14 protein-coding genes are annotated in these 18669 nt (G+C 62.1%); 8 read left to right on the top strand and 6 right to left on the bottom strand.

Annotated elements, in window-relative coordinates; genetic code table 11:
- Window positions 1-136: 136 nt before the first annotated feature.
- Window positions 137-1702: a methyl-accepting chemotaxis protein gene (locus AC07VY_RS05640; RefSeq protein ID WP_495096431.1), complete on the bottom strand. Its 1566-nt coding sequence runs from the start codon at window positions 1700-1702 to the stop codon at window positions 137-139.
- A 211-nt stretch (window positions 1703-1913) separates the two neighbouring features.
- Between AC07VY_RS05640 and AC07VY_RS05635 the strand changes: the two genes are divergently transcribed.
- Window positions 1914-2693 (top strand): ParB N-terminal domain-containing protein, encoded by a 780-nt coding sequence (locus tag AC07VY_RS05635; RefSeq protein WP_495096432.1) that lies wholly within the window; start codon window positions 1914-1916, stop codon window positions 2691-2693.
- Window positions 2694-2769: 76 nt separating this feature from the next.
- Here AC07VY_RS05635 and AC07VY_RS05630 read toward each other — a convergent pair whose 3' ends face one another.
- On the bottom strand, window positions 2770-3699 hold the full coding sequence (locus tag AC07VY_RS05630; protein ID WP_495096654.1) for a LysR substrate-binding domain-containing protein: 930 nt from the start codon (window positions 3697-3699) through the stop codon (window positions 2770-2772).
- An 85-nt stretch (window positions 3700-3784) separates the two neighbouring features.
- On the opposite strand from AC07VY_RS05630, the gene AC07VY_RS05625 reads away from it, so the two are divergent.
- Entirely contained in the window at window positions 3785-4033 is a 249-nt protein-coding gene (locus AC07VY_RS05625) for a hypothetical protein (RefSeq protein WP_495096433.1), read from the top strand.
- A gap of 80 nt (window positions 4034-4113) precedes the next feature.
- On the opposite strand, the gene AC07VY_RS05620 is transcribed toward AC07VY_RS05625, so the two are convergent.
- Window positions 4114-5850, bottom strand: coding sequence for a diguanylate cyclase domain-containing protein (locus AC07VY_RS05620; protein ID WP_495096434.1), 1737 nt, complete (start codon window positions 5848-5850; stop codon window positions 4114-4116).
- Window positions 5851-6119: 269 nt separating this feature from the next.
- Complete coding sequence (locus AC07VY_RS05615) at window positions 6120-7088, bottom strand: NAD(P)-dependent oxidoreductase (RefSeq protein ID WP_495074498.1); 969 nt, start codon at window positions 7086-7088, stop codon at window positions 6120-6122.
- Window positions 7089-7331: 243 nt separating this feature from the next.
- On the opposite strand from AC07VY_RS05615, the gene AC07VY_RS05610 reads away from it, so the two are divergent.
- The 4 genes from AC07VY_RS05610 to AC07VY_RS05595 all read left to right on the top strand — a co-directional run bounded on the left by AC07VY_RS05610 (window position 7332) and on the right by AC07VY_RS05595 (window position 13846).
- Complete coding sequence (locus tag AC07VY_RS05610; RefSeq protein ID WP_495119477.1) at window positions 7332-9740, top strand: putative bifunctional diguanylate cyclase/phosphodiesterase; 2409 nt, start codon at window positions 7332-7334, stop codon at window positions 9738-9740.
- Between the two features lie 240 nt (window positions 9741-9980).
- The gene (locus AC07VY_RS05605; protein WP_495096436.1) at window positions 9981-10679 is read left to right on the top strand and encodes a gluconate 2-dehydrogenase subunit 3 family protein; all 699 of its coding nucleotides are present in this window, start codon (window positions 9981-9983) and stop codon (window positions 10677-10679) included.
- A 9-nt stretch (window positions 10680-10688) separates the two neighbouring features.
- On the top strand, window positions 10689-12470 hold the full coding sequence (locus AC07VY_RS05600) for a GMC family oxidoreductase (RefSeq protein WP_495096437.1): 1782 nt from the start codon (window positions 10689-10691) through the stop codon (window positions 12468-12470).
- Window positions 12470-13846 (top strand): c-type cytochrome, encoded by a 1377-nt coding sequence (locus AC07VY_RS05595; RefSeq protein ID WP_495096438.1) that lies wholly within the window; start codon window positions 12470-12472, stop codon window positions 13844-13846. The genes AC07VY_RS05600 and AC07VY_RS05595 overlap by 1 nt, the downstream gene beginning before the upstream one ends.
- An 86-nt stretch (window positions 13847-13932) precedes the next feature.
- Here the strand turns inward: AC07VY_RS05595 and AC07VY_RS05590 are convergent, their stop codons facing one another.
- Window positions 13933-14916 carry an aldo/keto reductase gene (locus AC07VY_RS05590; protein ID WP_495074503.1) on the bottom strand — a complete coding sequence of 328 codons (984 nt, stop codon included), beginning with the start codon at window positions 14914-14916 and terminating at the stop codon, window positions 13933-13935.
- A gap of 255 nt (window positions 14917-15171) precedes the next feature.
- Here AC07VY_RS05590 and AC07VY_RS05585 point away from each other — a divergent pair, with 255 nt between their 5' ends.
- Together AC07VY_RS05585 and AC07VY_RS05580 are read left to right on the top strand one after the other, a co-directional pair.
- On the top strand, window positions 15172-15540 hold the full coding sequence (locus AC07VY_RS05585) for a TraR/DksA family transcriptional regulator (protein WP_495096439.1): 369 nt from the start codon (window positions 15172-15174) through the stop codon (window positions 15538-15540).
- A gap of 1 nt (window position 15541) precedes the next feature.
- Window positions 15542-15922, top strand: coding sequence for a hypothetical protein (locus tag AC07VY_RS05580; protein ID WP_495074505.1), 381 nt, complete (start codon window positions 15542-15544; stop codon window positions 15920-15922).
- A 200-nt stretch (window positions 15923-16122) separates the two neighbouring features.
- Here the strand turns inward: AC07VY_RS05580 and AC07VY_RS05575 are convergent, their stop codons facing one another.
- Entirely contained in the window at window positions 16123-18663 is a 2541-nt protein-coding gene (locus tag AC07VY_RS05575) for a hybrid sensor histidine kinase/response regulator (RefSeq protein WP_495096440.1), read from the bottom strand.
- Window positions 18664-18669: the final 6 nt, after the last annotated feature.

The raw sequence follows: 18669 nt of genomic DNA, 5'->3' as shown, positions 1-18669 counted from the left end.
CCCCGAAGTGCAAACGTAGTGTGTCAGAAAAATTCCGTTATGGCTGCGGGCATTTGTCACACCGCCTGGGATTTACAAAACCGTACACGCGGTATACGTCCCGAAAGCCGGGGCTGCCCCCCTGCCCCCCGCTGCGCTATACCGCCAGTGCGACACCGTGGCGCAGCTTGAACACCGCCACCACGTCCACCAGTTGCTGCGCTTGCAGCTTCAGGCTATCGGCGGCAGCAGCGCTTTGTTCGACCAGGGCGGCATTCTGCTGCGTGGCCTGGTCCATTTGCGTAACCGCCTCGCCAACCTGGCTCACGCCCAGCGACTGCTCGGTGCTGGCGGAGCTGATCTCGCCCATGATGTCAGCCACACGGCGGATCGACGTCACCACCTCCTGCATGGTGGTGCCGGCCTGGTCCACCAGGACCGTACCCCGCGTCACCCGCTCCACGCTGGCATGGATGAGTTGCTTGATCTCCTTGGCGGCTTCGGCCGAGCGGCCGGCCAGGCTGCGCACCTCGCTGGCCACCACCGCAAAACCGCGCCCCTGTTCGCCAGCGCGAGCGGCTTCCACGGCCGCATTCAAGGCCAGGATATTGGTCTGGAAGGCGATGCCGTCTATGACGCTGATGATGTCGGCAATCTTGTTGCTGCTTTCGTTGATGCCCTTCATAGTCTCAACCACCTGGCCGACCACATCGCCTCCCCGCATGGCTACGCTGGAGGCGTTCAGCGCCAGTTGGTTCGCCTGGTGGGCGTTATCGGCATTCAGCTTCACGGTACTGGACAGCTCCTCCATCGAGGCAGCAGTTTCCTCCAGCGCGCTGGCCTGTTGCTCAGTACGCGCGCTCAGGTCGTTATTGCCCTGAGAAATCTCGGCGCTGGCGGTGGCCACGCCCTCGGCGTTCTGCCGCACATTGCCCACCACCTTGGACAGACTGGTCTGCATGCCCTGCAGGGCGCGCAGCAGCTGCGAGGTTTCGTTCTCGCCAACCGCCTCGAACTCCAGACTCAGATCGCCAGCAGCGACAGCACGCGACACGTCCACCGCCTGGTTCAGCGGGCGTGTGATCGAGCGCACCAGCAACCAACCCAGCGCGCACAGAAGTGCGATGGCCGCAGCCCCCAGGCTGAGCAGCATGAGCATGGCGGAATCGTAATTTTCCTGGGCCGAGGCTTCGGCATTTTTTCCATTCTTTGTCAGCACAGCCACCATTTCTTCGGCCGCGTCAGTCGCCGCCTGCTGCAGCGGTGCCACCGTGGTATGCAGCATCTGGGTTGCTTCGGTGTTCTTGTTCTCCTTGCCCAGCGCCACTACCTGGCTGGTAGGTGCCTGCAAGGCCTCCACCGCCAGCTCCAGCTTGCGCAGCGCCGCCACTGCTGCGGCGCTGATCACGGTGTCCTGCAGCTGCTTGTCCAGCTTCAGATAGCTGGCTTGCACATCCGCCAGACGGTCGGCCTGCTTCTGGATATCGGCCGCGCTTTCCAGCAGCACGATGTCACGCGCCACGATCGCCCGTACCCGCAGGTTGTCCTTCACATCCTTGACGTTCATCATCTTGGGCATGCGGTCGTTGGTCTGCTGGTTCAAGGTTGCGCGAATGGACGCCATATTGCTGGCACCCACCCAAACCATCGCCGCCATCAAACCGGCGGCCAAAGCGATACCGATGCCCAGGCGGGTGCTGATTTTCAAGTCGCTCAAGTTCATGTTTCGCTCCCAGTGAGGTGAACCACCGTTACGCCGAGGCACATCAGCCACACGCGCGCCCTTCCAACAAATTCTGCTATCAAAACTACAGTTTGGTGAAGTGGGTAAAGCCTGAGTAAAGACAGATATGCAGCGCTCTGCGCGCCTTCGAGCGCGAGCGACGGAGCGGCCTTTTACAATCGCGCCCTTTTTCCCCTGCTAGCGCTACAAAATGAATATCACGGTCAACGACGAACTGCTTGCCTACATCGACCCGCTCACCCCCGAGGAGCACGCCGCGCTGGAGCGCAGCATCCTGGCCGAAGGCTGCCGCGACGCGCTGGTGCTGTGGGGCGATGTTCTGGTGGACGGCCACAACCGCTACGGCATCTGCACCAAACACAACATCCCGTTCAACACCGTGCAGAACACCCGCTTCAAGACCATGGACGACGTGCATCTGTGGATGATCGACCAGCACCTGGGCCGGCGCAGCGTGTCCGACTTCCAGCGCGGCGTGCTGGCTCTGCGTAAAAAAGACATCCTGGCCGGGCGCGACCAGCCCGTGCCCGCCGAAGCCGTGACCGACACCAGCGGCCCCGCGCCCTGGGAAGCCCCCGCCGAGGCACCGGCCGCCCCAGCCGCCGAGCCCGCGCTGACCCGCGAAGCCCTGGCCAAGGCCGCACGCGTCAGCAGCGCCACCATCAGCCAGATCGAAAAGATCCAGAAGTCCGCCACGCCCGAGCTGGTGGCTGCGGTGAAGTCCGGCACCATCTCCATCAACACCGCAGCCACCGTGGCCAGCCTGCCGGCCGAAGTACAGCTGGCCGCCGCCGCCGGTGGCAAGAAAGAGCTGCAGCAGGCCGCCCGCCAGGTACGCGCTGCCAAGGCGGTGGAGCGCACCGAGCCCGACACGCCCGAAGGCATCATCGCCCGCCTGAAGCAAACCGTGGCCGAACTGACCGCAGAGAACGCCGCCCTGAAGGCGCACATCGCTGAACTGATGGCCTAAGCGGATACAAGCCAAACAAGCTACTAGCGCTGGTAGAACCTGCGCTAGTAGCTACTTATTTAATAGCAAATGCCTGTTAGCCTGCAGGCGCCCGGGACTGCTGCAACAAGTTGGCTGCGATTTGCAGCTCTGACTGCAACCATTCCTGGAAAGCCAGCAGCGGCGGCCAGTCACGGTATTCCGGGGGGTACACCAGCCAATAGGCGTCGTACGCCTCGGTCGCCAAGGCCAGGGGCGACAACTGCACCAGCCGCCCGGCACGCAGCGCGTCGGCGGCCACCAGCTCGCGACCCAGCGCAATACCCAAGCCCTGCTCGGTGGCCTGCAGCATCAGGCCCATGTCGTTGAAAACCGCCACCGGCTGGATACGGCAGGGATGGCCCGCCAGCGCAAACCAGGCCTCCCAGCACTCGCTGGTGCCCAGCAAGGGCTCGTGGACCCAGCTGGCGGGGTCGCTGCCGGCCAGGCGCGCGGCCATGGCTGGGCTGGCCACCACCACCTGCTGCGAATCGATCAGGCGGCTGCCTTCCAGGCCGCGCCACGGACCTTTGCCCTGGCGCACCGCCGCGTGAAAGCCCTCGCGTGGCAGGTCCATGGCCTGCTGCGAGGTGTGCAGCTCCACCGCCATACCGGGGTGCAGGGCCCGCCAATGCGCCATGCGCGGCATCAGCCAGTGCTGGGCAAACGACGGCGATACGGTGATGCGCAAACGCTGTTCGGTGCCGGTAGAGGCCAGGGCCGCAGCCCGCATGCCCTCGTCGAGCTGGGCCAGCGCAGGCTCTACCGCTTGCAGCAGCGCGGCCCCGGCGGCATTCAGCACAACGCGGCGGCCCCGCCGGTCAAACAGCAAGAAGCCGAGTTGCTCCTCCAGCAAGCGGATTTGCTGGCTGACCGCGCTGTGCGTGAGGTGCAGTTGCTCGCCCGCGGCGCGCAGGTTGGACAGCTTGGCCACGGCGCGAAAAGTGGGCAGGGTTTGCAGGGGAATGCGGGGCATTCTGGTAAGTATAAGCATCCAGCCTTGGCAGAAATGAGCGCTTTTATAGAGACCAATGAATGAATATGCTTACCAGCATCCATTCTGAACGCCTGCCATGCCCCTTTCCACCCTTGCACTTAAACGGCCTCTGGCCTGGCGCAGTAGCACCCAACTGCTGGCCCGGCTGTGGCAGCACTGCACCCGCCGCAGCCCGCCCGCCGCAACACCCCTGGGCGAGCTCAGCAGCCACCTGCTGCGCGACATCCAAGCCCCGGGCCGCGTGCACGGGCAGGCACAGGAGCACAGCGAACTGGCCCGCTATGACCGACAGCAAGCGCGGCATGCGGCCCATTTAAATATATAAAAGGAAACCGCCCCAGCGCAGATAAAACCTGCGCAACCCGCTATCAAAACAGGAGTATTAGGACCTTCTAGACGGTCCAGCTAGTAGGTGGATGCAGGTTCACTGTCCACACCGAAAACACGCACGCAGTCGCGTCCGCTGACCTTGGCGGCGTACATGGCGGCGTCGGCACTGCGCAGCAGCTCGTCGGCGTCGGCACCCGCTGCGGGGTACAACGCAATGCCTATGGATGCCCCCACCTGCAGCTGGTGAGACTCGATCTCCATGTCCTCGGCCACACCATCCAGCATGCGGTAGGCCAGGCCCAACGCGCTCTCCACGCCCTCCACCCGGTACTGCAGCACGGCGAACTCATCGCCGCCCATGCGCGCCACCAGGTCTCCGTCGCGAACGATCTGCCGCATGCGCTGGGCCAGCAAAGCCAACACCTTGTCGCCCACGGCATGGCCGTAGGTATCGTTGATGGGCTTGAAGCGGTCAATGTCGATGAAGTGCACAGCAAAGCCGGTGGAGCTCGGGCCGAACACCTTAACTGCATGGTTCAGCGCCTCCAGGAAGGCATCCCGGTTGACCAGCGAGGTCAGGCCGTCATGCCGGGCCACATGGCGGATGCGCTCATCGGCACGTTTGCGCTCGGTGATGTCGGTATAGGTGCGCAGCACGCCGCCGCCCTGGATGGGCACGCTGTTGACCTCGATCACCCGGCCGTCCGGGCGCTTGCGGTCGTAGGAATAAGGCCGGCTGAAGTCGCCCCCGGTGCGCACGATCTCCACCAGCTCGGGCGGCACATGGACGAACTCACCGTGCGCAGCCTGGTAGGCAAATACCGCATCCAAGGTGGGGCGGCTGTCCATCAGTTCCTTGGGCAAGCCCAACAGCTCCTGGGCACGCCGGTTGCAGACCACTACCACCCGCTCGGCACTGATGCGCATCACACCTTGCAGCATGCACTCCAGCGTGGCCTCCAGCAGAGCCGACTTTTCCTGCAATATGGATTCACTGTCGCGGGCACGGCGCTCGGCATCCTGCAGCTGCTGTTGCTGGTGCTTGAGCTGGGTGATGTCCATGTGGGCAAAAAAACCCTTGCCATCCAGGCTGCGCTGGGCGACGACGCGGCTCCAGCGCCCATCGGGCAAGGGCACTTCAACAGGTATGCCCTGGTAACGGGTGCCTTCGGCCAGGGTCAGCAAGCCCTCCTGGAACAAGGCGCCGTCCTGCGCTTCGCGCCCCTTCCACAAGTTGCGGTAAAGGTTCTCGAAACGCAGGCCGACCGCCGCATTGCGCCCCGATAACCCGTACAGCAGCACAAAAGGCTCGTTGACCCATTCGATACGCTCGTCCGCACCGGTAACCATGATGCCGTCCGGCAGCTTGTCGAACAGGCCCGCACCGTCGATGGATGGCGCATCGGCCGTGCCCAGAATGGAGGTACCCAGCCCGCCAGTGTTCAGGTCGTGCGCGCGCCAGATACGGATGCGCCCCACCTCCGGCAGGGGCAGGGACGACACCCACAGGCGCACACCCCGGTGTACGAACGAATACGCGCGCTGCTGCGCCCGGTGGCGCGCAATGCCTCTGGTGATGTAGTCGTCTATGGCCGGCAGTTCCTCCGGCGGCAGGCGCCCCTGGTAGAAGCGCCGCAGGTTGGCCGCGTAGGGCTCCCCCGCATGGATATGGGCCGCGTGCTCCGGGAAGAATTTGAGAAAGCTGCGGTTCCACAGCAAGGTGTTGTCGGCGTCGTCAAACACGCAAGTGGCGATGCCCAGGCCGTCCAGCGTGTCGGCCACTGTCTGCAGCAGAGGCAACACGCTAGCCATCCACCCGCCCTGTGCCGACACGCTGTGCCGCGCGGGGGCGCCAACCCGGCTGCCGTGCGTGCAGCCGCTGGTAAGGCTTGCTTGTCTGGGCGCAACTGACACGCCCCCTGCGGTCTATTCTGCTCATGGCCAAAATGTACCCGAGTCGCCCGTGCTTGCACCGTGCTGCGTGTAAAACCAAACTCTGCCCTGCCCTCTGCGTCTCTTGCACAAAAAAATACCGCGACGCCGGATTCACCTGCGGCATCAGCTACATTTTTAATAGCACGCTACTGCCCGCCCTCTTTGGGCGCTAAGTCCACGCCGCTGAGTTTGGCGATGTACTCGGGCAGCATGGGCACATAGGCCTGGTCCCCGCCGTTCTTTAAGGCCAGGGCAAAGGAATTCTTGACCGCATTGCCCAGGCTGTTGGAGATGCCCGCCGCGTCGGCCATGGACTCCAGATAGCGCAGGTCCTTGAAGGCGTTGTGCAGAGTGAATTTATGGGCCTCCTTGTTACCCTCCAGCACATAGCCCATGAAGGTCTGGTAGAAGCCGCAATCCATGCGGCCGCCGCGTATCACCGAGTCAAACCGCTCCGGCCCAATGCCCACCGCCTGCGCCAGCGTCATGGCCTCGGAATACAGTGCCGCATAACCCAGCGACAGAAAGTTGTTGACCAGCTTCATACGGTGGCCGTCGCCCGGCCCGCCGATATGCACGATGCGCCCGGCCCAGGTGGCCAGCACCGGCTGGATGCGGGCGAAGGTGGCAGCATCCGCCCCCACCATGGTGTCCAGCGTGCCGTCCCAGGCCTCTTTGGGCGTGCGGCCCAGCGGCGCATCCACCAGCGTGGCGCCCAGCGCCGCGATTTCCGCCGCCAGCGCCACGGTGGACACCGGGTCGGAGGTCGAGCAATCCACCACCACCGCACCAGGCTGCAGGCCGCCCGCCAGGCCGTTCGGCCCGCGCAGCAACGCCTCCACATCGCGTGAGCCGGTCACGCACAAGAAAATGACCGTTGCCTGGGCGGCCAAGGCTTGTGGGGACGCCGCCACCTGGGCGCCGCGCTGCTGCAAGTCTTCCAGCGCAGCCGACGGGCGGCGGGCGTAGACGGTGAGCGCATAGCCCTTGTCCACAATGTTCTTGGCCATGCCGTGGCCCATCAGGCCCAGGCCTATGAAGCCGATGTGCTCTCGCGTCTGTTCCATGGATGTCTGCCTTTGCTTTGATCTGAGCAGGGTTTGTACCCCATCCAAACGCAGTCGGGTACTTGCCCAGGCCCGTTACACCAGTGTCACAATGTAAACAGGGTCGGAAATGTTGCCGTTTCCAGCAGACGAATAACAAGGGATCGCCCAGATCTCCAACGATGGCAAGCGTGACAGAACTGCATATGTTTAGGGACGCTCTGCACCACTCCCCGCGGTCTGTGGCAGCACGGCCTTGGGCGGTCTGCTGCCTCGCATTTCTGGCCAATAGCTACGGCTATCGGCTGCAAAATGCGCCTTGCATCCCATCCAGATCTGCGCCACCACATCCTCGTCAGAGTTATGCAGAGCATCGCTAACGTGCTGGCACGCTTTCGCCAGTTCATGGCGCCGTACGAGGCGGAAGAACCCCTGGCCGCCAGTTTCCGCGCCAAGCAACTCCAGGCCGTGCTGGGCCTGACCCCGTTGGCCATGCTGGTCAACCTGTTCAACGCTGCCGTCGTCATGTCCCGCATGCCCACCCATGCCCAATGGCTGTGGCTCTGGTTCTTGGCCTTGCTGGTATTTGCCGGCCAGGGCCTGAGGGCCTGGTACCGCACACGCAACCGTCCGCCCCGGCCCCGGGCTTCGCTGAAAGCCATGCGGCGCGCACTGCGCCACGCTGCCGGACTGGGTGCGTTATGGGGCCTATTGCCCGCGCTGCTGCTGCCCGGCGCGGCGCCACAAGACCAGCACATGCTGACCATCATTTCCTGTGGAATGATCTGCGCGGGCGGCTTTGCCCTGGTGACCGTACCGGCAGCGGCAATGTCTTATGTGGGCATTCTGACTCTGGGCTCCGCCATCGGCCTGCTGCGCATCGCGCTGCCGGGTGCGCATGTGCTGCTCTACCTGCTGCTGGTATACAGCCTGGTGGTGGTCGCCTCGGTGCGCGTCATGGCCCGCTCCTACGGCTCGCGCCTGGTGGCCGAAGCGGACGCCGCCCACAAAGAGCAGATCGTGGGCCTGCTGCTGCGCGACTTCGAAGAAAACTCCAGCGACTTTCTGTGGGAGCTGTCACCCAGCGGGCAACTGGGCCGCACCTCCAGTCGGCTGTCCAAAGCCCTGCAATTCGACCCGCTGCAAGACGCTGACCAAAGCCTGGTTACGCTGATTGCACGCACCCAGGCCGCCTACCCCCAGGCGCCCGACGACACCGCGCAGTACCTGGACAAACTGCAGGAGGCGCTGGCCACACCCCAGCCCTTCCGCGACCTGGTTGTACCTGTAATACTCAACGGCAAGCAGCGCTGGTGGGCGCTGACCGCCAAGCCTGTATTCCTGCTAGGCCAAGCAGGCCAGGCCGACCATAACCAGCACGGCTGGCGCGGCGTGGGTGCCGACATCACCGACCGCAAGCACGCTGAAGACGAAATGCATCGCCTGGCGCATTTCGACGCACTCACCGGCCTGGCCAACCGCCGCCATTTCCAGCACCGGCTGCAGCAGTTGTGCACCCAGAACGGTGGCACCCCGGGCAGCGCAGCACTGCTGTGCATCGACATGGACAACTTCAAGCGCGTGAACGACGCCCACGGCCATGCCAACGGTGACCTGCTGCTGAAGACCGTGGCCCAACGCATGGTCGGCGCCATCCGGGCCCGTGACATGGTCGCCCGCCTGGGCGGAGATGAATTCGCCATACTGCTCGACGGCATCGCCCAGCCCGACGAAGTGCGCCTGTTCACCGAGCGCCTGATGCAGACCATAGAGCAGCCCTGCAACCTGTCCGGCATACGCTGCACGCCGCACACCAGTATCGGCATCGCCCTGCTGCCGCAGGACGGCCGGCACGCCGACGAAGTACTCCACCACGCCGATCTGGCGCTGTACGAGGCCAAGGCCCGTGGCCGGCGGCAGGCCCATTTTTTCTCACCGGCCATGGACGAAAAATCCCGCCGCCGCATCGCCCTGGAAGACGATCTACGCCACGCCTTGCAACAGGGCGAGTTGCATCTGGTCTACCAGCCCCAGATCTCGCTCGCCGGCCAGCACATGACGGGCGTGGAAGCCCTGCTGCGCTGGTCCAGCATGCGCTTTGGCAGCGTCTCGCCGGCAGAATTCATCTCCATCGCCGAAGAAGCTGGGCTGATCAGCGACATCGGTCTGTGGGTGCTGGAAACCGCCTGCCAGGCGGCCCGCCAGTTGCCCGACGCACTGCTGATGGCGGTCAACCTGTCGGCCAGCCAGTTTGACGACGCGCTGCTGGTGGACAAGATACTGGCCGTGCTGGAAAAAACCGGCCTGGACCCGCAGCGGCTGGAACTGGAGATCACCGAGTCCGTCTTTCTGGCCGACACCGACGACGTGCTGGCCGCACTACACCGCCTGCGCAGCGCCGGCATCCGCATTGCGCTGGACGATTTCGGCACCGGCTACTCGTCACTGGCCTATTTACGCAGCTTCCCGTTCAACAAGCTGAAGATCGACCGCTCCTTCGTCATGCACATTGGCGACAACGCGGAGTCGGATGCCATCGTGCGCTCCGTCATCGACCTGGCCAGCGGCCTGCACATGGTCACCACGGCCGAGGGCATAGAAACCGCCGAACAATGCCAGCGCCTGACACAGCTGGCCTGCACCACCGGCCAGGGCTACTACTTTGCCCGCCCACTGAGTCTGGCCGCCGTACTGGAGCGGCTGGCGCAACCTATGCAGTGAGCCAACGGCCAAAAAAAACGCGGCAGCTGTGTCCCGCCCCGCTGCACTAGGTCCGTTACAAAATCAGTACAACAAAAAAAGGGCTGCAGCGCATAATTCTTCAGCGCCAGTAGCTATTTTTATCATAGCAACTGAAGCAATATCGGCGCGCACGCTGACGTACGTGCCGACCGCCGACAGGGCATCTACCGTAGCCCCACAGGCAGGGATTCTCCTGCGGGCTCCGTACCAGGACAGGCTATGAAGATAATTGGCATTTCCGCCTCGCGCCGCCGCTTTTTGCGCGGCGCTGTCAAAACCGCACCGGCGCTGGCGACGCTGGGCAGCACACTCGGCCTGGCCAGTTCAACCCCTGTCGGCAGCAGCCCTGCCAGCTACAGCCCGGGCTATTTCACCCCACAGGAATGGCAGCTGCTGTCAGCCCTGGTAGAGCGCCTGATCCCGGCCGATGCCACTGGCCCCAGCGCCACCGAGGCCGGTGTGCCCGAGTTCATCGACCGGCAGATGGACCAGCCCTACGGCCATGGTGCGCTGTGGTTCATGCAGGCGCCGTTCGTGCCCACCGCCGCCGATGAATTCGGCTACCAGCTGGCGCAAAGCCCGCGCGAGCTATACCGCCAGGCCCTGGCCGCATTGGCACAGGCCATACAGCAGCAACACAGCAAACCTTTCACCGATCTGACCCCGGCCGAGCAGGACGCGGTGCTGACCGGGCTGGAAGCCGGCACGCTGGCCATAGGCACAGTGCCGCCCAAGACCTTCTTCGCGCAGCTGCTGACGAATACCCGCGAAGGCTACTTCTGCGACCCCAAGCATGGCGGCAACAAGAACATGGCAGCCTGGAAGATGGTCGGCTTTCCGGGTGCGCGCGGCGACTACATCGACTGGGTAGACCAGTACGCCACCAGGTACCCGCTGCCGCCGGTGTCCAGCTCTTAAAGGATCACGATGAGCGACAGCGTTAAAAAACCCGCGGTCGATGTCGTCATCGTCGGCTTTGGCTGGACCGGCGCCATCATGGCGAAAGAACTCACCGAGGCCGGCCTGAAAGTTGTGGCCCTGGAGCGCGGCCCCTACCGCGACACCTACCCCGACGGCATCTACCCCACAACGCTGGACGAGCTGACTTTCGTGCAGCGCGGCAAGCTGTTCCAGAACATGGCGAAGAGCTCGTTCACCTTCCGCCACGGCGTGGCCGATCTGGCCGTGCCCTACCGGCAGATCGGCGCCTTCAAACCCGGCGAAGGCGTGGGCGGCGCCGGCCTGCACTGGTCGGGCCAGCACTGGCGTGTGACACCCGAAGAGCTGCAGCTGAAAACCCATTACACCCAGCGCTACGGCAAGAACTTCATCCCCGACGGCATGACCATCCAGGACTTCGGCGTGAGCTACGCCGAGCTGGAGCCGCACTTCGACTTTGTTGAAAAAGTCTTTGGCACCTCCGGCCGCGCCTACAAGGTCAAGGGCCAGGTGGTCGGAGAAGGCAATGTATTCGAGGCCGACCGATCCGACCACTACCCGCTGCCACCGCAAAAAGTGCCCTACACCGCCAGCCTGTTCATGCAGGCGGCGAAGGAGGTCGGCCTGCACCCCTTTGTCGAACCCTCGTCCAACGCCTCCGGCCCCTACACCAACCCCTATGGCTGCCAGATGGGGCCATGCAATTTCTGCGGCTTCTGCTCGGGCTTTGCCTGCTACAACTACTCCAAGGCCTCGCCGAACGTGAACATCATGCCGGCGCTGCGGCTGGCCGCCAACTTCGAGCTGCGTGCCGACGCGAATGTGCTGCGCATCAACCTCGACGCCAGCGGCAAGCGCGCTACCGGCGTCACCTATGTGGACGCCACCGGCAAGAGCTTCGAGCAACCCGCCGAGCTGGTAATCGCCAGCACCTTTGCCTATAACAACGCGCGGCTGTTTTTGCTGTCTGGTATTGGCAAGCCCTATGACCCTGTGAGTGGTGAAGGCGTGGTGGGCCGCAACATCGCCTACCAGATGATGTCCACGGTGCAGATGTTCTTCCCACCCGGCACCAACACCAACCCCTTCATCGGCGCCGGCGGCACCGGCGTGGCGGTGGACGACTACAACGCCGACAACTTCGACCACGGCCCGCTGGGCTTTGTGGGCGGCGCGCCGGCCTGGTGCAACCCGGCCGGCGTGAAACCCATAGGTGGCATACCGGTACCCACTGGCACGCCAAACTGGGGTGCGGGCTGGAAGCGCGCTGTGAAAGACAACTACCTGAACACCGTGTCCTTCGACGTGCACGGCGCCAACATGGTCTACCGCGATTGCTATGTCGATCTGGACCCGACCTACACCGACCACTACGGCCAGGCGCTGATGCGCTTCACCTTCGACTGGAAAGACAACGACATCAAGATGAGCCGCTACGTCACCGGCGAGATGCTGAAAGTGGCCAAGGCCATGAACCCGCATTCCATCAAGGTCAGCCAGAAGAACTTTGGCGACCACCTGGACCTGCGCGCCTACCAGACCACCCACTGGGCCGGTGGTGTGGCCATGGGCGAAGACCGCAGCACCAGCGTGCTGAACCGCTATCTGCAGAGCTGGGACGTGCCGAATGTGTTTGCCGTCGGCTCTGGCGTGTTCCCCATCGGCATCGGCTACAACCCGACCGGCCTGGCCACCGCACTGACCTACTGGGCCGCCAAGGCGATACGTGAACAGTACCTGAAAGACCCTCGCCCCCTGGTAGATGCATGATGGCCCGCCCCACCCAGCGCCCCGCCCTGCTACTTGCTGCCGCACTGGCTTTGGCACTCTGCGCCGGCTCAGCGCAGGCCGCGGCCCCTGTCGATGCCCAACTGCTAGCCAAGGGCGCCTACCTGGCCCGCGCCGGTGACTGCATCGCCTGCCACAGCGCCACACCGGACAAGCCATTTGCCGGCGGCCTGCCCATGTCTACGCCGGTGGGTGCCGTCTACTCCACCAATATCACGCCGGACAAAACCGCGGGCATCGGCGACTGGAGCTATGAAGACTTCGCCAAGCTGATGCGCACTGGCGTCACCAAGGCCGGTTACACCGTCTACCCGGCCATGCCCTACCCGTCTTTCTCGCGCCTGGGCGAAGACGATCTGCAGGCGCTGTACGCCTATTTCATGCATGGCGTGCAGCCCGACCCCACGCCGAATAAAAAGGCCGACATTCCCTGGCCTCTATCGATGCGCTTCCCACTGGCACTGTGGCGCATGGTGTTTGCGCCACAGCCGGCCCCCATGAGCGTGCCGCAGAGTCCTCAGCCGAACCTGCTGCGCGGCGCCTATCTGGTGCAGGGCCTGGGCCACTGTGGCGCCTGCCACACGGCGCGCGGCGTGGCCTTTCAGGAAAAGGCTCTGAGTGATACCGGCAACAGCATCTACCTGGCCGGCGGCGGCGCGGTTGACGGCTGGGTCCCACCGTCCCTGCGCAACAGCCACGGCGGCGGCCTTGCAAGCTGGAGCGGGCGTGACATCGTGGATTTTTTGAAAACCGGACGCAACCAGCGCAGCGCCTCGTTTGGTGGCATGAATGACGTGGTGGCGCATTCCACCCAGCACCTGACCGACGCCGACCTGACCAGCATCGCGCTCTACCTGAAGTCCTTGCCCACCAGCGCACCCGCGCCAGCAGCGTATGTGGCCGACCCGCGCGTGGCGCAGGAGCTGCACAACGGCGTGGTGAACAGCCGCGGCGCACAAATCTACCTGGACCGCTGCGCCGGCTGCCACCGATCCGATGGCCAGGGTGCTGCCAAAACCTTCCCGGCGCTGGCCGGCAATGCGCTGCTACAGACCGCAGACGCATCAAGCAGCATCAAGATCGTGCTGTCCGGCAGTGCCATGCCCGCCACGCAGACCGCGCCCTCGGCCTTCACCATGGCGCCGTACGCCGGGCTGCTCAGCGACGCCGACATCGCCGACGTCGTCAGCTTCATCCAGACCAGTTGGGGCAACCAGGGTGGTGTGGCCACAGCGCGCCAGGTGGCTGCCCTGCGCAAGACATCGCCGCCCGTGCAAGCCGCGACCGTGTCCACGTTTGCGCCGGGCCGGCCGGACACCTTGGCGCCGCGCCCAGCAGCCAGCAGCGCTGTGCCTTAAACATTCAAAGGGAATCGGGCTCTAGCGCAGGTAGAACCTGCGCTAGCAGCTACTCTTTCAATAGCATGCGTTAACCGCACCAATGCTTACCAGCGCTGGTGCACCAGCGGTTTGGCAAAGCGCTCATACACACCCGCGATGGCCTGCATGGTGCCGTCGGTCAGCGGCGGCAAGTCGGCGGCGGCCACGTTGTCGGCCACCTGGGTAGCGCGCTTGCCACCGGGAATGGAGCAGGTCACCGCCGGGTGCATCTGTATCCAGCGCAGCGCCATCTGCGGCATGCTCTGGCCCGCGGGCACCAGGGGTCGCAGCGCGTCCACGGCTTGCAGGCCTACGTTGTAATCCAGCCCAGAGAAGGTTTCACCTTTGTCGAAGGCCGCGCCCTCGCGGTTGAACTGGCGGTGGTCGTCCGCGGCGAAAGTGCTGTCCTTGGTCAGCTTGCCACTCAGCAGGCCGCTGGACAGCGGCAGCCGCGCGAGAATGCCCACGCCGCGCTTTTGCGTTTGTTCAAACAGCAGCTCGGCCGGGCGCTGGCGGAAGATGTTGTAGATGATCTGCACCGACTGCACGCCGGGGAATTCAATCGCCTTCAGCGCCTCCTCCACCTTCTCCACACTCACGCCGTAGTGGCGCAACTTGCCTGCCTTCACCAGGTCGTCCAGCACGCCAAACACTTCGGGCATATAGAACACCTCGGTTGGCGGGCAGTGCAGTTGCAGCAGGTCCAGCGCCTCGGTGTTCAGATTCACCAGGCTGCGCTCGACAAAGGCGGTCAGGTTTTCGCGGTTGTAGCCAGCCGCCACATGCGGGCTCAGGCGGCGCCCCGCCTTGGTGGCAATGTAGAAGGGTTCGCTACGCTCGCGCTTGAGCTGGGCCAGCAGCCGTTCGCTGCGGCCATCGCCGTATACGTCGGCGCTGTCGAAGAAGTTCACGCCCATATCCAGCGCTTTGTGCAGCGCTCCCATGGACTCTGCGTCATCCACATCGCCCCAGGTGCCGCCAATGGCCCATGCGCCGAAGCTGACGGTCGAAATATTCCAGCCGGTGCGGCCGAGAGGACGGTATTGCAAGATGGGTCTCCTTGTTGGTTCGGGCGGCAAGTATCGCACCTTGGGCCATTTAGTGCGACGCTTCAACAATAGACCCTAAAGCCTGGTTAACGCTGGCAAACACTGCGCAGACAGCTACGTTTTAGATAGCAAACAGCCAAAGCCGCCAGGCGCCTCCGCACACGACTGCAGCCTGTGGCTCTTTCGCCATGCCTTGATCTGCATCAGTGTGGCCCCAGGTGCATAGGAGGACCATCAGGTCCAAGGAGTCCCACCATGCAACACCTCACCCCGGAACAACGGGCCACCCTGAACCGCGTATTGCAAGAACGCCGCCTTGCGCTGGAGGGTGAATTGGCCGACCACCGGCAAGATCTGGCCGCATTGGCCCCAACGCTGGCAGAGCGCCCACAAAACAGCAGCGCCTACCCGGCCAACGCAAACGACCGCGAGGTCGAAGCCGCTTTGTCCGATATGGACTCGGCTGAACTGGCTGCCGTGCAGCGTGCCCAGCAGCGCCTGCAGGACGACAGCTTTGGCATCTGCGTGGACTGCGCACAACCCATCCCATTTGCACGTTTGATGATTGAGCCCGAAGCCCTGCGCTGCGTGGCCTGTGCCTCCATTTTTGAAAGGAAACTCTGACATGCCACTATTCCACGCCGTAGTCTGGACCGACCACCAATCCGCCCAGGTCATCCAGTTCGATGCCGAGCAGGTGCTACCGCAAAAGCTCCACTCCCACAGCTACGACACTGCCCAGCACGGCAGCGCCGTACGCTCGCAGCACGAGTTCTTTGGCCATGTATGCGATGTGCTGGACGGCATCAGCCAGGTGCTGGTCACCGGCTCACATACCTCCATCGCCGACTTTCGCCACTATGCCGACAAACACAAGCCCGCGACCGCGCAGCACATCATCGGCTATGAGATAGTGGACCACCCCACGGACAAGCAGCTGGTTGCCCTGGCCCGCAAGGCGTTTGACAAACACAACCTGATGGACGGTGTGCCTACTGCAGGGTGAAGCGGGGTGAACTGCCACGCCCCCTCCGGGGTTGAGAGCGGCTAGGTCATACCGACCCGCTTCCGACATGGGCAGCGCCAACGTAATCTACGGCGGTGCAGCCATGCCCAACGGGCCCCCATGGGCAAGCCTTAGCAACTTGACGAATATTGGCTAATTCACCAGCGGCTGGAATTCAACCCGGCAAACACTCAACTCCATCAAAGTGTGCTGTTGCTGGTGGGAACAAGTTTGATCAGCGCTCCGCGCAGCTCTCTGAGCCTGGGCGGCTTGCTCAGCACACAGTCCACGTTCGCGGGTCCAACGCCGTCAGAAACCAATCGCTGCCCCCAACCCGTCAGCAATATCACGGGCGTTGACGGCGACAAATATTTGATGGCAGTAGCGACCTTATGCCCATCTACATAAGGCATTCCAAGGTCCGTAATCACAATCGCGAATGACTCGCCCTGCTCCTGTGCACTATGGAACGTATTAATGCCGGCTTGACCACCATCAGCAGAAACCACCGTATGCCCATCAAACGCCAAAATATCGCGCAGCGATCTCAGCACCAAAGGGTCGTCGTCCACGATCAGTATCCGCAAATGTGACGGCGCACTCTTTTCGTCGGCATGAGATGCAGTTTCTGCAACATCTGAAGGAACAAGAAAGCCCAAACGCACCGTTGTCCCGACGGCCAATTTCGACTCCAATTCGACGCTGGCGCTGTGCCGCTCCACCATGCCATAGACCATTGCCAGCCCCAATCCTGTTCCACGCTCTCCTTTTGTCGTGAAAAATGGCTCCAAGCAACGTTTACGCGTATCCTCATCCATCCCGATCCCAGAATCGCTCACTTCAATAAACACATGTCTTGAGACGATCTGCCTATCCCGGTCCTCAACCCCCGCAACCCTGGTGCGAAGTGTCAGCGTGCCACCATCAGGCATTGCATCGACCGCATTGAAAATGAGATTCGTCAATGCCTCCCGTATTTCACCCTCGACTCCCATAAAGAAAGGAAGATCAGGGTCAAGTTCGGTCCGCAGCTCAATCACAACACCCCGTTGCTGTGGCATATCGCTCCAGCGTGCTCGCGTCAGGTCGGCCACCTGCTGGATCAGGAGATTGGCATTTACCGGACTCAAAGTTAGCTGCGTTTCACGTTGCCGATAAAACTCCCTCATCCGAGCGACCGTTGCGGCCACATCGTCAATGGCCCGCTGGATCACCTCCAAATGGTTGCGGCCACGGTTGCTCAGGTTGGGCTCAGTTTCCAGCAGCAATTCCGTGTATAGCGCGATTGGAGAAATAGCATTATTGATATCGTGCGCAATCCCACTGGCCATTTGACCCAGCGCACGCAACCGTTCTTGCTGCATCACCGATTGCTGCGTCTGACGTAGATCGTCATAGGCTTGCTGCAAAGCGGTATACAACTGCGCTTGGTTGGCAGCGAGCGCAACGTGCTCACACAATTGCCGTAGGAATTCACACTCACCACTACTAAAACTGTTCGGCTGTTGTCGTGCAACGACCAAGACACCAAACACCGTACTTTCCACCAGCAGCGGAGCCATCACCAATGCGCGCAAACCACCTTTGGCTAGACGTTGTGGAAAAGGAAAATCTACTCCACTGATATCACCCTCGTATACCAGTTGCCCTTTCATGCACAGGGATAGGCCATTTGTGTCTATGGAAATGCGGGCGTTTTCCTCTAAAGAGAGTTGATGCATCAGCGCTTCGCTGCGCAGTCCCACACAGGTAACGATCAGCACATTTTGTGGTTGGTCGTATACGCAGAGGCAGACAAAATCCATCGGCAGTTGGTCCTCCAGGCTACGGATAACCACCTGAAAGATACTTCGTAAATCTTGGCGTGCGCCCGTAGAACGGGTAATCTGATGCAGCAGATTCAACCGCTCAAGTTGCGCATGTGCCTTTTGCTCAGCCTGTTGACGAACCAGAATTTCAGATGCGAGCGTCTCATTGGCGTTGAGCAGTTCATCTCGTGAAACGGTGGTTAACTTCAATTTTTCCGTCATGCCGTCAAACGCACGAGCGAGTTCGCCAATTTCATCTTGCGAAGCCGCGCCTAAGACAAAATCAAGATTACCTTCACCAACCACCTTCGTGCCTTCACGAAGTCTCTCGAGCGGTCGCGTTACGCTTCTCAACGTGATAAAGATAGTAAAAGCAATAGCCAGCACAACCAACAGGCCAAACGCAATCACCGTAACATTCGCTCTGTGTTGCGCATCAAGCACAGCATTGCGACTACGCTCCGACAAAACCAAAGCGTCAGAAATCATGGCTTGGGTTTTGTTTGATATCTGTCCAGACAATCTGGACTCCAACTCCTCAAGTATTTCTCTTCGACCCTGATCGTTTTCGAGTTCATGGCGATTCGCCACTAATAAACCGAACAATCTTCCAACGTCTTCTTGGTTGCGTCGAAGATCTCCAATAATTTCTGCATCATCTAAATCATTTGAGCCCATCGTTTCCGCAAGAAATTTTGAAAAAGAAGCAGACTTCAATTGCCATTGTTCCTGTGCACGCTCTTCATGGTGAAGCTCATATTCCATCGAGAGATATCGGAGAGCGGTAACTGCACGTAAAACCTCACCGGCTTGCTCATTTTTTACAAGCTCCCTCTTCATTTGTGAAGTTGTAAATAGTAAAACGCCCACAATGATGGCGACCACTATCCCACAAAATAGCTCAATAAGTTTTAGTCGTGTAGAGATTTTCACGGTAAA

This window comes from Rhodoferax sp. GW821-FHT02C08 (assembly GCF_059421805.1).
This window is presented reverse-complemented; position numbering and strand designations above follow the sequence as displayed.

Bases quoted from the DNA above. Each gene is read 5' to 3' on its own strand.
- AC07VY_RS05640 (WP_495096431.1), bottom strand. From the start codon at position 1,702: ATGAACTTGAGCGACTTGAAAATCAGCACCCGCCTGGGCATCGGTATC.
- AC07VY_RS05635 (WP_495096432.1), top strand. From the start codon at position 1,914: ATGAATATCACGGTCAACGACGAACTGCTTGCCTACATCGACCCGCTC.
- AC07VY_RS05625 (WP_495096433.1), top strand. From the start codon at position 3,785: ATGCCCCTTTCCACCCTTGCACTTAAACGGCCTCTGGCCTGGCGCAGT.
- AC07VY_RS05620 (WP_495096434.1), bottom strand. From the start codon at position 5,850: ATGGCTAGCGTGTTGCCTCTGCTGCAGACAGTGGCCGACACGCTGGAC.
- AC07VY_RS05610 (WP_495119477.1), top strand. From the start codon at position 7,332: ATGCGCCTTGCATCCCATCCAGATCTGCGCCACCACATCCTCGTCAGA.
- AC07VY_RS05605 (WP_495096436.1), top strand. From the start codon at position 9,981: ATGAAGATAATTGGCATTTCCGCCTCGCGCCGCCGCTTTTTGCGCGGC.
- AC07VY_RS05600 (WP_495096437.1), top strand. From the start codon at position 10,689: ATGAGCGACAGCGTTAAAAAACCCGCGGTCGATGTCGTCATCGTCGGC.
- AC07VY_RS05595 (WP_495096438.1), top strand. From the start codon at position 12,470: ATGGCCCGCCCCACCCAGCGCCCCGCCCTGCTACTTGCTGCCGCACTG.
- AC07VY_RS05585 (WP_495096439.1), top strand. From the start codon at position 15,172: ATGCAACACCTCACCCCGGAACAACGGGCCACCCTGAACCGCGTATTG.
- AC07VY_RS05580 (WP_495074505.1), top strand. From the start codon at position 15,542: ATGCCACTATTCCACGCCGTAGTCTGGACCGACCACCAATCCGCCCAG.